Annotated in this window: 9 protein-coding genes; all 9 read right to left on the reverse strand. The window is 70.1% G+C overall.

Annotated elements, in window-relative coordinates; translation table 11 throughout:
* Positions 1-346 precede the first annotated feature (346 nt).
* Positions 347-535 carry a hypothetical protein gene (locus D6689_17885; protein RMH38990.1) on the reverse strand — a complete coding sequence of 63 codons (189 nt, stop codon included), beginning with the start codon at positions 533-535 and terminating at the stop codon, positions 347-349.
* A 91-nt stretch (positions 536-626) separates the two neighbouring features.
* On the reverse strand, positions 627-1,886 hold the full coding sequence (locus D6689_17890) for a 2-isopropylmalate synthase (protein RMH38991.1): 1,260 nt from the start codon (positions 1,884-1,886) through the stop codon (positions 627-629).
* Positions 1,887-1,965: 79 nt separating this feature from the next.
* Positions 1,966-5,340 carry a response regulator gene (locus tag D6689_17895; GenBank protein RMH38992.1) on the reverse strand — a complete coding sequence of 1,125 codons (3,375 nt, stop codon included), beginning with the start codon at positions 5,338-5,340 and terminating at the stop codon, positions 1,966-1,968.
* Positions 5,341-5,386: 46 nt separating this feature from the next.
* On the reverse strand, positions 5,387-6,385 hold the full coding sequence (locus D6689_17900; protein RMH39013.1) for an ABC transporter ATP-binding protein: 999 nt from the start codon (positions 6,383-6,385) through the stop codon (positions 5,387-5,389).
* Positions 6,386-6,399: 14 nt separating this feature from the next.
* A complete protein-coding gene (locus D6689_17905; protein ID RMH38993.1) occupies positions 6,400-7,425 on the reverse strand; it encodes an ABC transporter ATP-binding protein in 1,026 nt (341 codons plus the stop codon).
* 78 nt (positions 7,426-7,503) lie between these two features.
* Complete coding sequence (locus D6689_17910) at positions 7,504-8,499, reverse strand: hypothetical protein (GenBank protein RMH38994.1); 996 nt, start codon at positions 8,497-8,499, stop codon at positions 7,504-7,506.
* Entirely contained in the window at positions 8,385-10,748 is a 2,364-nt protein-coding gene (locus D6689_17915; GenBank protein RMH38995.1) for a S9 family peptidase, read from the reverse strand. Before D6689_17915 ends, D6689_17910 begins: the two co-directional genes overlap by 115 nt.
* An 82-nt stretch (positions 10,749-10,830) precedes the next feature.
* Positions 10,831-12,930, reverse strand: a complete 2,100-nt coding sequence (locus D6689_17920; GenBank protein ID RMH38996.1) for a S9 family peptidase — start codon at positions 12,928-12,930, stop codon at positions 10,831-10,833.
* Complete coding sequence (locus D6689_17925; GenBank protein RMH38997.1) at positions 12,927-14,066, reverse strand: beta-ketoacyl-ACP synthase III; 1,140 nt, start codon at positions 14,064-14,066, stop codon at positions 12,927-12,929. Before D6689_17925 ends, D6689_17920 begins: the two co-directional genes overlap by 4 nt.
* Positions 14,067-14,226 lie beyond the last annotated feature (160 nt).

The raw sequence follows: 14,226 nt of genomic DNA on the forward strand, positions 1-14,226 counted from the left end.
CTGCCCTGCGCGCATTGTGACCGGCCGGGCGCGCGGCGGCGCAACCGGGACGGACGACGATCGCCGTCGCCCGCACCGGCATCGGCGCGCGGGCGCGCGCGACGCGAACAGACGACATCGCCCGCTGCCCCGGCGTCCGTCCCGGTCGCGGAGCGGCGCGAGGCCGGCCCCGATGTCGCGCGCGGTCCACGAGGCGGTTGCGTATCGGCGCGCCCGCGAGGTTGCGGGATGCGACCCGTGGTTCGGCGCAGGCCCGCAGCGCACGAGGGCGCGTATCCACATACGGAACCGAAGGGCGCCAGGACGGACGCCGAAGATCGCCCGCGATCGCGACCGCAGCCAGCGGCTATGCGCGACCGCCTCCCAGGTCTTCCCAATAGAAGATCGTGATCGTGATGCAGTGGAACGCCTCGTCGCTCGACTGAGTGACGACCGCGTCGACCGGCTCGATTTCGGGGTGCGACTGGAGCCAGGCGGTGATCTTTTCTCCCAATGCGTCCCTGTCTCCCACCATCGTCGCCGAGAACACCTTCACGCCGTTGAACGGCTTGCCAGACGCCCTCCCCAGGCGGCCGACGCCGCTATGAGGTTGGCTTTGCAGAGGAAACTCCTGTTGTGGCTCGAGGTTACTGCGCGGAATGCTCTTTTATGATTTGCTTGACCTCGTCGTCAGTCAATACGCGATTCCCGCGTTTTGCCGCCGTCAAGATCGTCTTGACCAGATCGGGGGTGGGCTCGTACCCGCGTTTTTGCAGCCAGTAGACGACGTTGGACTCGCCCGAATAGTGGCCGATCTCGATCTCCTGCTCCTTGCCGAACATCGACGCCGGAACGCCTGAATAGATGCGATCGGCGAGCCAGGCGTCGCCCTTGCGTTCGGCCTTGATGATCGCGGCGGCGTGGACGCCGGTCGCCGTGCGGAACGCGTCGCTGCCGGCGAGCGGATACTGGGGATGGATGGGCACGCGCGTGGCCTGGGACGCGACCTTGCACCAAAGGAGCAGCTTCGACAGATCCCGGTCGGGCAGCTCGCCGAGCAGCTTCAGGTTCAGCAGAATCTGGTCGAGCGAGGCGTTGCCGACGCGCTCGCCGATGCCGAGCGCCGTCCCGTGGACGCGGTCCGCGCCGTACTCGATCGCGAAGATCGCGTTGGCAACGCCGAGCCCCCGGTCGTTGTGGCCGTGCCAGTCGATGCCGACGTCAGGGCGGCCCATGCCGTCGAGGAGGTTGCGCGTCCACGTGAGCAGGTTGCGCAGGCCGTCGGGAGTCGCGTGGCCGACCGTGTCGCACAGACACAGCCGGTGCGCGCCGGCGTCGACGGCGTTGCGGAACAGCCGGTCGAGCACGTCCGGCCGCGATCGCGTCGTGTCCTCGGTGACGTAGGTGACCGGCAGGTCGTAGCGGACCGCGAGTTCCATGGCCGTGCGCGTGCGCTCGAGCATCAGGTCCAGGTCCCAGTCCTCGGCGTACTGCCGGATCGGCGACGACCCGATGAACGCCATCACCTCGATCGGCACGCCGACCTTCTGCGAGATGTCGATGATGGCCTGGATGTCGTTGACGTGGGTGCGCGCGGCGCAGGCGAGCCGGATCGGCAGCTTGTTGTCGCGCGCGTAGGTCGCCAGCGTCGTGCAGTCCTCGACCGCGCGCGGGCCGGCGCCCGGCAGCCCGATGTCGATGTGGTCGATCCCGAGGTCGCTCGCGATTTGCAGGAGCTTGATCTTGTCTTCGATGTTCGGATCGACCACCGACGGCGACTGAATTCCGTCTCGCAGCGTCTCGTCGAAGAATGTGATCGTCCGCTTCGGTGCGAGGCCGTGGAACTTGCCGACGCTGTTCCAATCGTAGATGAGGTCGCTCTCGGTCAGCCCATCCGTGTGCGCCATGCGGTCGAAATAACACGTCCCCTCGACCCGAACAAACCCCGTTTGGATGGCGCAGCGCGTCACCGGGCGACGACGCGCGTCACACGTCGATCGACAGCCCGAGGTGCCCGCGAAGTCCGGAAAACTCTGACGACAGCGCGTAGTCGACCAACTCCGCCGCGCGGTCGACGGCGCCCTCGTCGGCGATGAACCGCGCGGCCACCGGAAGGTCGCCGCAGAACAACAGGCCCGCGCGGTCGGCGGTGCGCGCGAGGCTGCGCTGCCAGGCCGACAGGTTGATCGAGCGCCGGCCGCGGACGAGGTCGAGCACGAGCGCGTGGATTCGGTCGCGCGTGCGGGCGGCCATCTGGTGGACCGCCTCGGCGACTTGGTCCGCGAACGCGGCCGAGTGGGCGTCCATGTCGCCTGGGATCACGGCCGACGGGGCCGCGCTGCGCAGCGCACCCAGCAGTCCGAGTTTGAGCGCGGTGCCGGGCCGCGAGCCGCCGAGCGCTCGCCCCGGCCGCAGGTACGTCATCGCGCGACCGAGGCGAAACGCCAGCTCGAGGCGTTCGGGTGCGGCCAGCACGTCGTCTCCGACGATCAGCACCGGCGGGTCCACCGCGCCGACGTGCACCTCGCGGTCGAAGTCGGTCCGCACGTGCACGGCCGGCTCGAGCACGCCGAGTGCGTGGGCGATGTAGGCGCGCACGCGCGTGAACTCCGGGGGCAGGTCGGCGTCCGCCACCGCGGTGGCGTCGTCGAGATCGAGATCGGCGGGTGTCAGCGGCGCGACGGCCGCGTAGATCGGTGAGAGCAGGTCGAACAGTTCGCCGATCCGCCGGTCGTCGTCCGGGTGCGCGAGCAGCGACCACGCGGAGGCGTCGACCGGCCGTTGCGCGCGGATGACGAACCGCGGGCGAAACCGCCGGTACATTTCGGTCGCGACGTCGTCGGCCTGGTGGCGCGCGACCAGCGCCGACGCGGCCAGATAGGCGGCGTCCCATGCACCGGCATCCTGCGCGGCCCGGAGCCACGCGTGACCGGCTGCCGCGTCATCCGGCCGCGCGAGCCAGCGCTCGCGCGCGGCGCGAATGCGTTCCGAGTCGGAGTCGACTCCGCCGAGCGCGGCGAGCATCGCTTTGGCATCGGCATCTGCCGGTGCGAGGCGAAGCGCCGATTCGCACGCCGTTCGGGCATGGGCGGTATCCCCAAGTTCGATATACAACTTTGCGAGCTGCCGCCACACGCGCGCTTCGAGTTCCGGAAGGCGCAGCGACGCCATGCGGTGCAGCAGCTTGCGGAACGTCCGTTCGAGCGGCCGCAGTTCGCCGCGGCGCCGGCGGCATTCGGCCAGCGGTGCAAGCGCGTCGATGCGCCGCGGGTCGCGGTCGAGCGCGCGTTCGAGGTGAAAGATCGCTTCGACGTCGTCTGCTCCGAGCGCCGCGGTGATGCGACCCTTGTATTCATGTGCGAGCGCGTGATCCGCGTCCATTTCGAGCGCGGCGTTCAAGTCCCGCCGCGCGGCATCGGCGGATCGATCGGTGCGCCCACCTGCAACGAACCGCGCCCAGCCGAGCGTCGCACGGTAATCCGGTTCGGTGGGGGCAGCAGCCACCGCTTTTTCGAGTCGCGCAACTGCGGCGGCGGCGTCGCCGGCCTCGAGGTGGGCGACGCCGGCCTTGAACGCCAGTTCGGCGTCGACCGAGGGCGCGCTCGGCCCGAGATCGCCGCCCGCGAGTTCCGCATCGTAGCGGCGGCGGCGCTCGTCGTCGAGTAACGTTTCGCGCGCCGCCTCGTAGCGGCGATGGAGGTCCTCGAGTTTGGCGTAATCCCGGCCGAGGTCGAAACGCGCGTACCACTCGAGGGAAAACCGCTGTTTTCGCTCGACGACCGCGGCGGCGATCGTCGACGCGTCCGCCGTGCGCGGGACATCCAGCACCGTGTAGTGGTCGGCGCCCTGCACGCGCAGGTACTCCTCGACGAGCTTGCGCCGGGCGCTCGCGTGCTCGCTGCGCCGGCCGACATCCGCTGCACCCGGCGCGGCGTTCCCGATGTCGACGTCCGACACGTCGACGACGCCACTTTCCTCGTCGACGAGTTCCTCGGGCACGGCGTCGTCGACGACCGCGAGCGGCTGCGATCCGAGGCGCGTGACCTCGGTGCCGTCACCGAACAGCGCCGCGTACAAGTCATCGCCGGACACCTCCTCGTCCGACGGCTCGTCGTCCGCGACTGCGAAGCGGCGCGACTGGGTCTGCTCCGCGAGCGCCGCGAGCGACGGCGCCGACTCAGCGCTGTCCAGCGTCACCGCGACGGCGCCCGGCTCGGCGGTCGGATCGCCGGCGTCCTCGACCTCGATCAGCCCGGCTCGCGCGAGCGCGTCGACCGCGAGTTCCGCATCGGCCAGCGGCACGCCGGCGCGTACCAGCGCGTGCAACGACGTGCCGTCGGCCCACGCGTCGGCGAATGCGCTGCCCAGCAGGCGCCGGAAACGCGGCGCCAGCTGGCGGCCGCGCGCGGTGAGTCGGAGCGAAGCCAAGCGGTGCGGCGCCCATTGGCGTGATACGGCGGAGCGGTCGGCCGTGTCCATCAGGCCGCGAAGGACGATCTGCTCGACATCCAGCGGATCGCCGCCCGCGTGCGCGCTGGCGTCCGGCTCGAACGACCACGTCCCGTCCGGCCAGCGCAGCGATCGGGCGATCTTGAACCGCACCTGCGCCGCGAGCAGTTCGACGAGGCGGACCGAGTCGAGCACGCCGGAACTCACCAGCGCCTCGCCGAGCCGAGATCCGGTTCGGGCGGCGCGCTCGAGGGCGTCGCGGTGCTGGGTGTCGTCGATCGCGCCGATCCGCACGAGAAAGTGACCGAGCGTCTCCTCGCGCGCGTTCGACGATGCGGCGACGGGGTGGCCCATGACGAGGTCGACGGTCTTGCGGACGCCGCCCCGCTCGATGGTCAGGCGCCCCGTCGCGCGCTCGGCGAGCAAGTCGAGCAGCAGGCGGGGCAGCGGGGTGTCGACCAGGCTGCCGGAGCGCGGCACGGGAGCCGCGGCGCGGGCCGCTTGCGCGCGGCGAGACGCCGGATCCACCCCCAGCGCCCGGGCGACCGCGGCCACGAGATCCTTGACCTGATACGGCTTGGCGTACAGTTCCGCGCGAAAATCGGCGCGCAGCCGCTGCGCGATGGCGGCATCGCGGTACACGCCGCTCACGACGAACAGCGCCGGCACGTCGCCGCCGGCGTGGGCGCGGATGCGCTTGCACAGCTCGAACCCGTCGACGCGCGGCATCAGCAGGTCCGCGACGACCACGTCGGGGCGGTGCGCGCAGAACGCGTCGAACCCTTCCTGGCCGTCCGACGCGGTGACGACTGTCGGGCGGAGGGACCGAAACAGGCGGTCCTGGCGGAAGATCGCCTCGAGTACGTTGCGCGTATACCGGTCGTCGTCGACGATGAGGATGGTCTTCGCCATGGCCCCGGCTCGCGCGCCGCGGCAAGCGGTGCGCGCGATCAGGATATCACTCGGCGACGTGGCATGCGGCCACGTGCCCCGGGCGAATCTCGCGCAGCGGCGGCGGCGTGTCGTAACACGCTTCCGGCTTGTCCTTGATCGGACACCGCGGGTGAAACGGACAACCCGGCGGTGGGTTCATCGGGCTCGGCACGTCGCCCTCGAGCACGATCCGCTTGCGGCCCGTCTTGCGCTTCGGATCGGGCAGCGGAACCGCCGACAGCAACGCCTGGGTGTAGGGGTGGGCGGGGCTGGCGTAGATCGCGTCGGCGGGAGCGAGTTCGACGATTTTGCCGAGGTACATGACCGCGACGCGGTCGCAGATGTGCTGGACGACCTTCAGGTCGTGCGAGATGAACAGGTAGGTGAGGTTCTCGTCGCGCTGCAGGTCCTGCAGCAGATTGACGATCTGCGCCTGAATCGACACGTCGAGCGCCGAGATCGGCTCGTCGCACACGATGAACCGCGGCCGCACGGCGAGAGCGCGCGCGATGCCGACGCGCTGGCGTTGGCCGCCCGAGAACTCGTGCGGATACTTGCGGGCCGCGTCGGCCGGCAGCCCCACCTTGTCGAGCAATTCGGCGATGCGTGCGTCGCGCTCGGCGCGCGACGAGGCCAGCGCGTGGATGTCGATCGGCTCGGCCAGGGCCATTCCGACCGTCATGCGCGGGTTGAGCGACGCGTACGGGTCCTGGAAGATCATCTGCATCTCGCGCCGGATCGGCCGCAGGGCGCGCGCGTCGAGCCGCGTGATGTCGCGGCCGGCGAACCGGATCGAACCATCGGTCGGATCGAGCAGGCGCAACACCGTGCGCCCGAGGGTCGACTTGCCGCAGCCGGACTCGCCGACGAGGCCGAGCGTCTCGCCCTCGACGATATCGAGTGACACCCCGTCGACGGCGCGCACGGTCGCACGCTTGCGCGTGAGTGCGCGGCGCAGCGGTCCCACGCCGTCATCGGGGCCCCACGGCGCGGTCTGCGCGAAGTGCTTCTTGACGTCGCGGATCTCGACGAGCACGGTCACGTCGCCGCCTCCACCGGGTAGTGGCACCGCACGTCGCTCTTGCCGAATCGGACCAGCCGCGGCTCCTGCTCGCGGCACTTGGGCTGCACGGCGTCACATCGATCCTGAAACTTGCAACCCTCGGGCAGCGCGTAAAGCGGCGGGACCATCCCGCGGATCTCCTGCAGTCGACGGCGCCCGGTACGCTCGCCGCCGCCGGCGCTACCGGCCTCGCCGCCAGCAAAGCTCGGCACGGACCGCAGGAGGCCCGCCGTGTAGTGGTGGCGCGGTGCCGAGAACAGGTCTTCGGTGCGGGCGCGCTCGACGACCCGGCCGGCGTACATCACGACCACCTGCTCGCACACCTCCGCGACGACGCCGAGGTCATGGGTGATGAGCAAAATGCTCATGCCGAACTCGCGCTGCAGGCCGGCGAGCAGTTCGAGGATCTGCGCCTGGATGGTGACATCGAGCGCGGTGGTCGGCTCGTCCGCGATGAGCAGGTCCGGCTCGCACGCGAGCGCCATCGCGATCATCACGCGCTGCCGCATGCCACCCGACATCTGGTGCGGGTAGTTGCGCACGCGCTCCTCCGGGGAGGGGATGCCCACCTTGCGGAACATGTCGACCGCGACCTGTAATGCCTCGCGCTTCGTCTTGCCCTGGTGCAGCCGTACCGCTTCGGCCACCTGATCGCCAGCGGTGAACACCGGGTTGAGTGAGGTCATCGGTTCCTGGAAGATCATCGAGATCTGGTTGCCGCGAATCGCGCGCATCTCTGCCTCGGACAGCGCGAGCAGGTCCTTGCCGCGGTATCGCACCGCGCCGGCCGCGATGCGTCCCGGCGGGTTCGGGATCAGCCGCATCACGCTCAGCGCGGTGACCGATTTGCCGCAGCCGCTTTCGCCGACGACGCCGACCGTCGTGCCGGCCGGGATCGAGAACGACACGCCGTCGACGGCCGTGACGATGCCGTGCTCGGTGCTGAACTGGGTGACGAGGCCGTCGATCTCCAGCAGCGGGGGTGATTCGGTCGCGCTCATCCGCCGACGGACCGTAGCACAGTGCCGAGGGAACGCGCGCGCCGGCGGTCGCGGCGGACGTCGCCGGCCCGCGCAGGCTCACGGCGCGTCGGCCGCGCACTCCGGCAGGCCCGGCGGGATGTCGAGGTCGAACTTGTCGGGCGGCAGGTCCACGTTGAACGCGCGGTCCTTCCATACGACCAGCAGGTCCGCCTTGCGCTTGGGCTGCTCGAATTTGGATTTGCGCGGGGCGCGGACCACGGAGCCGTCGGCGGCGCGCACGTCCTCGAATCCGCGGTGTTCGAGCTTCCACTCGACGTCGCCGCGCGCGTCGTACAACGTCGACGACAGCACGTCGAAGTGGCCGCTTCGTCCGTCGAGTTCGATCCGCTGGCGCCACCGCGCGTCTGCGGTCGCAAGCGTAACGATGGCGCGGCCCTCGTCGCGGTCCCACTCGACGCGCCCGTCGGCGCCGGACACCACGGGGGACGCGCCGACCGCCATCGCGAAGAAGTCGTCCGGCTCCATCGACACCTTGAGCAGCTGCGCAATCGTGGCGGCGGTGCACGGGCCGGCGAGCTGGCAGTTGTTGTTGTAGTCGATCAACTCGTAGCCGACGCCGTCGCACGCCAGATCGACGGCGACGTTGCCGCCGGTCGGATTCTCGGCGTTGAATCGGAGTCGCGCGCCGCGCTTGCCGAGGAGCAACACGGTTCCCTTGATGCGGTCGTCGCCGAGCCAGTAGTCCATCGTCGTCTCGGCGCGAAACGACGAGACCTGCTCGACGTGCCGGCGGATGCGCGCGACCTGGTCGGCGGCCGGCGGCAAGTCGGCCGGCGGGTCGTAGCCGCCGCCACAGCCGGTCGCCGCGGCGACGAGCGCGGTTGCCGCGAGCCGCGCCGCCGGCGCGAGCCACGGCGCGGCCGCCGGACGTGCACGGCGGCGCTCCCCGCGGCTCGCCGATCGGCTTTGCGCGGCCGTCATTGCGGTGTCCACCGCGGCGCTCGCCCCGGCGCCGCGACCGGTGTCCGCCGCGCCGCGGATGCGTTCGACGGCGCGGCGGCGGCCGCATCCGCCGTCATGCCGAGTTGCCACATCAGAAACGCGAGCTGGTCGGCCGCCTTTTCGAGGTTCGCCTTGACCAGGTCGGCGCCGCCGTGCCCCGCGTGGCGCTCGACGCGCAGCAGGTAGGGCCGATCCCCTGTGGCCGCCCACTGAATTGCGGCGACGAACTTGCGCGCGTGCATCGGATCCACCCGGTCGTCGGCGTCGGCCGACATCATCAACAGCGCCGGGTACGCGACGCCCTGTTGGATATGGTGGTAGGGCGAGTAGGCGTAGAGCACCTTGAACTGGTCGGGATCCTCGGCACTGCCGTACTCGGGGATCCAGGTGCGGCCGCTGCCGAACAGGTGATAGCGCACCATGTCGAGCAGCGGCACCGCGCACACCACCGCGCGGAACAGCTCCGGTCGCTGCGTCATGGCGGCTCCGACCAGCAACCCTCCGTTCGACCCGCCCATGATCGCCAGCTTGTCCGGGCTCGTGTAGCCCTCGCGGATCAGGTGCTCGGCCGCGGCGATGAAGTCGTCGAACACATTCTGCTTGTTGGCGAGCATACCGGCGCGGTGCCACTGTTCGCCGAATTCGCCGCCGCCGCGCAGGTTGGCGACCGCGTAGATGCCGCCGTGTTCGACCCAGACGACGGCCGTCGAAGAAAAGTGCGGCGTGAGGCTCACGTTGAATCCTCCGTAGCCGTACAGCAGCGTCGGATGGCTACCGTCGCGCGCGATCCCCTTTTTGTAGACGAGGAACATCGGCACCTTCGTACCGTCCTTCGACTCGAACCACACCTGCTCGACCTCCATTGCGGAGGTGTCGACCGGCACGTCCACTTGCGACCACAGCGTCGGGTTGCCGCGGCGGATCGACGTCTTGAAGATCTGGACCGGCCGATTGAACGACGTGAACGAATAGTACGCTTCGTCGTCGTCCGGCTCGCCCCGCACGCCGGCGGTGCCGATGCCGGGCAGCGCCAGCTTGCGCACGAGCCGGCCGTCGAGACGCCGGATCTCCACGTCGGAATACGCGTTGCGGAGGTAGTGCAGCACGAGATGGCCTCCGACGATCTGCGCCGACGACAACGTCGCATCGGCCTGCGGGACGATCTCCTTCCACTTGGCGCGCTGCGGCCGGCGCGCGTCGCCGACGAACAGACGATAGCGCGGGGCGCCTTCGTCGGTGCGGATGTACAGCTTGTTCTTCCACACGTCGACGCCGTACTTTGCGTCCTGGCCGTAGACGATTGGCAAGAAGCCACGGCGGATCGCCTCGCGGCGAATGCGTTCGCGTGGCGGGAGGTCGTCGGTGGCCGGTTCGGTCGGCCGACGTCGGACGCGCTTGCGCAGGTCTTTGATGTAGACGTCGTTCGCGTTCCATCCGTGGGAGGCGTACAGCACCAACCAGCGACCGTCGCGGGATACGTCGGCGCCGATCCACATCTGCGGATTGCCGGTGTGCGGGAACACGACTTCGTCGGTGCTCGGGTCCGTTCCGAGGCGGTGGAAGCGGACCTCCTGATAACCCGGCCGCTCCGCGACGGGGATGTTCGGATCCGTCGGCAGATACGTGTAGTAGAACCCGTCACCCTTCGGCGTCCACGACGCGCTGGCGTACTTCGCGCCCTCGATCACGTCGACCTCGGAGTCCTTGCCGGTCGCGACGTCGCGCACGTACATCACCGATTCGTCGGCGTTGTTCTGCTTGCGCTTGTAGGCGACCTTGGTGCCGTCGTAGCTCGGGTACCAGCCACCGAGGGACACGCTGCCGTCTTCGCTCCACTGATTGGGATCGAGTAGCGCGCGTTCGGCGGCGCCCGCGCGATCCTGAACGTAGACGATCGCCTTTTCGCGGTCCTTGTGGCGGCGCGTGTAGAAGTAGCGGCCGCCGCGCTTGACCGGCGCGGACTGGTAGTCGATGTACAACAGTTCGCGCAGTCGCGAGACGAGTTCGGCGCGCACCGGCAGCGCGGCGAGCGTCTTGCGCGCGAGCGCGTCGTTGGCGTCGACCCAACTGCGAGTGCGCGGGTCGTTCGGGTCCTCGAGCCAGCGGTAGGGGTCGGGCACCGGTACGCCGTGCCAGTCGTCGACCACGTCCTCGCGCGGCGCCGGCGGGTACTTGGGGGCGCCGACGATGGTCTCTGCCGGGATGTCGATGGTACGCGGCGTGCCGGCCGTGGCCGGCGCGGCCGGCGGTGCGGCCGGCGCCGCGGGAGGCTGCGCGCGGCCCCCGCACCCGGCGAGGGCGATGCACAGCGCTGCGACCAGAAATTCGTGCGTGCGCATGCCGTGACGCTAGCCCGGAAGCGCGATCCGCGCCAGCGGCCGCGGCCACAGTCCAGTGGCTCGCGGCACGCCGCGCCGGGCATCAGGCGTGGCCGCGCACGGCCAACTCCGCGCACAAAAACGCGTAGGTGTCCGCGAGCTGCTCGATGTCCTGGCGCAGCCGGTCGGCGCCGCCGTGGCCGGCGTGGCGTTCGATGCGCAGTAGCACCGGGCGGCGGGAAGACGTCGCCCGCTGGACGGCCGCGACGAACTTGCGCGCGTGCATCGGATCGACGCGGTCGTCGCTGTCGGCCGACAGCATCAGCAGCGCCGGATAGGCGACGCCGTCCCGCACGTGGTGGTAGGGCGAGTACGCGACCAGCCAGCGGAATGCGTCCGGGTCGTCGGGGTCGCCGTACTCGGGGATCCAGGTGCGGCCGCTGCCGAACCGGTGATAGCGCACCATGTCGAGCAGCGGCACCGCGCACACCACGGCGCGGAACAGCTCCGGCCGCTGCGTCATCGCCGCGCCCACGAGCAGCCCGCCGTTGGAGCCGCCGCGAATCGCGAGCCGTTCGGGGCGGGTGTAGCCCTCGCGAATCAGGTGTTCGGCTGCGGCGATGAAGTCGTCGAACACGGTCTGTTTGCGGTCGAGCATGCCGGCGCGGTGCCAGGCCTCGCCGTACTCGCCGCCGCCGCGCAGGTTGGGGATCGCGTAGACGCCGCCGCGCTCGAGCCATGCGATCAGCGACGGCGAAAACACCGGCGACAGCGATACGTTGAACCCGCCGTAGCCGTACAGCACGGTCGGGTTGTCGCCCGTGCGCGCGAGGTCGCGTCTGCGGATCACGAACATCGACACGCGCGTGCCGTCGGCGGACGGGTACCACACTTGATCGACGGTGTAGTCGGACGTGTCCGCCGGGAAGTCGACGCGCGCCCACACCTGCGTCGCGCCGGTGCGGACCGACGCGCGCATCACGCGCGGCGGATCGACGAACGAGCTGTATGTGAAGTAGGCGTCGTCGTCCTCCTCGTCTCCCGTGACCGCTTCCACCGTGCCGAGGCCGGGCAATTCGACCTCGTGCATCTGCGTGCCGTCGACCGACCAGATCTGCAGCGCGCTGGCGGCGTTGCGCAGTCGGCACACCACCAGGCGGCCGCCGATGACCTGCATCGATTCAATCGTGGCGTCGGATTCCGGAACGATCTCGCGCCACGCATCCCGGGCGAGGCGGGCGGCTTCGGCGCACAGCACGCGGTAGCGCGGCGCGTCCTCGTCGGTGAGGATGTACAGGCGGCCGCGGTAGGCGTGGACCCAGTAGTTGGCGTCGCGCCCTTCGACGAGCGGGACGAGCGGTCCGCCGGCGGCGAGGTCCTGTACGTACACGTCCGTCGATCGCCAGCCGTGCATGACGGTGACGACGAGCAACTGGCCGTCGCGGGACACGGACGCACCGACGAACCGCTGGGGGTCGCCAGACGCGGGCACGACGATCCGGTCGCGGCTCGGGTCGCCGCCGACCTCGTGGAAGCGGATCTCGGCGTGACCGGGGCGCTCGGACGGGTCGATGCCGGCGTCGGCGGGCGGCACCCACGTGTAGTAGAAGCCGGAGCCGTCTGGCAGCCACGCCGGCTGCGCGTAGCGAGCGCCGGGGATCACGTCGGGGCGATCTCGACCGGTGGCCACGTCGCGGACGAACAGCGTCGCTTCGTCGGCGGCGTTCTCGCGGCGCGCGTACGCGACGAGCCGCCCGTCCGGGCTCGGCACCCATACGCCGAGCGACGTGCGGCCGTCGTCGCTCCACGCGTTCGGGTCGAACAGTACGCGCTCGCCGTCCACGGCGCTGCCGGCAGGCCGCCAGTACACCACCGCCTTGTCGCGGTGTTTGTGACGTCGCGTGTAAAACAGGCGGCCGCCGCGCCGCAGCGGCGGCGACACCGCGTCGTACCGCAGCCGCGCGTCGAGCCGATCGCGCAGGGCGTCGCGGTCGGGCAGCGATGCGAGGTAGCGGCGCGCGAACGCATCTTGCCGGTCGATCCACCGGCGCACCTCGGGCCTCGTCGCGTCTTCGAGCCACCGATAGGGATCGGCGACCTCGACGCCGTGGATGCGGTCGACGCGGAGTTCGCGCCGCGTCGCGGGCGGCCGGTCGAGCCGCCGCGTGCGGCGAGGACGCGCCGGGCGCGGTTTGACGCTCAACGGCGGCGCACCACCACGTTGCCGGCCGAATAACCGGCGCCGAACGAGCAGATCACACCGAGCGCGCCCGACGGCAGGTCGTCGTGGTTTTCGTGGAACGCGATGATCGATCCGGCCGACGCGGTGTTCGCGTACTTGTCGAGCACGATCGGCATCTCCTGGGGAGTCGGCTCGCGGCCCAGCAGGCGCGTCGCGATCAGCCGGTCCATGTTGAGGTTGGCCTGGTGCAACCAGAACCGCGACACCTGAGACACGTCGAGCCCTAGCGACTCGAGGTGCGACCGGATGAACGTGGGCACGAGCGGGACGATGTCTTTGAATACGCGCCGGCCCTGCTGATAGAACAGCTTGTCGTCGTCGAACTGGTGCTCCGGGTCGCAGCGGTTGAGGTAGCCGCCGTTGTTGCGGATGTTCGACGAGTACTTCGACTGCAACCGCGTGCCGAGAATTTCGAACGCGCGGGGATTCTTGGCGCGGTCGACCGGCTCGATCACGAGCGCGGTGCCGGCGTCGCCGAAGATGAAGTGGCTGTCGCGGTCGCGCCAGTTCATGTGTGGCGTACACAGCTCGGGATTGACGAGCAGCACGCACGACGTGTTGCCGGCGCGGATCGCGTCGCAGGCGACCTGGATCGGATAGGTCGCCGACGAGCAGCCTACGCTCATGTCGAACGCGAATCCGCGCGCGCCGATCGCGTCTTGCACCTCCATCGCGATCGCCGGGTACATGCGCTGCAGGTTCGACGCGGCGAGGATGACCATGTCGACCTCCTCGCCGACGCGGCCGGCCATCTCGAGCGCGCCGGTGGCGGCGCGAACCGCGAACTCGCACTGATAGGACATCTCGTCGTCGCGCCGGTCGGGGATGTTGGGGCACAGCCGCTCGGGATCGAGCAGCCCGGTGCGGTCCCACACGTGGCGCAGTTGGATGCCGGACGCCTTGACGATGAACTCCGGGCTCGACTCCAGCAGCGGCTCCCGCTCGCCGCGCGCGATCTCGTCCGCGTACTTGGCGTTTTCTGCGCGCACGTAGGCGTTGAACGCCTCGCACAACTCCTCGTTGGTGATGACCGGCTCGGGGATGAACACCCCGGACCCGGTGATCGCGCAGCCCGTCGTCTTGGCGTGTTGGCTCATGAACCTGCAACCTTACGGAAACCGGCCCCGCGTTCAAGTGGCGAGTGCGCGCGGCCGTGTGAGCGGAGTTCGGTATGGGCGAGCGCGCGGACAACCGGTTGGAATTGCGCGAGGTCGCGCCGGTCGTGCGGGGCGTGCGGCGGCCGGGCGCGCGGCGGTC

Source organism: Deltaproteobacteria bacterium (assembly GCA_003696105.1).
Taxonomy (GTDB): Bacteria; Myxococcota_A; Polyangia; order Haliangiales; family J016; genus J016.

Excerpts from the sequence above, each read along its gene's own strand:
- D6689_17905 (RMH38993.1), bottom strand. The coding sequence starts at position 7,425 with ATGAGCGCGACCGAATCACCCCCGCTGCTGGAGATCGACGGCCTCGTC.
- D6689_17915 (RMH38995.1), bottom strand. The coding sequence starts at position 10,748 with ATGCGCACGCACGAATTTCTGGTCGCAGCGCTGTGCATCGCCCTCGCC.
- D6689_17925 (RMH38997.1), bottom strand. The coding sequence starts at position 14,066 with ATGAGCCAACACGCCAAGACGACGGGCTGCGCGATCACCGGGTCCGGG.
- D6689_17890 (RMH38991.1), bottom strand. The coding sequence starts at position 1,886 with ATGGCGCACACGGATGGGCTGACCGAGAGCGACCTCATCTACGATTGG.
- D6689_17895 (RMH38992.1), bottom strand. The coding sequence starts at position 5,340 with ATGGCGAAGACCATCCTCATCGTCGACGACGACCGGTATACGCGCAAC.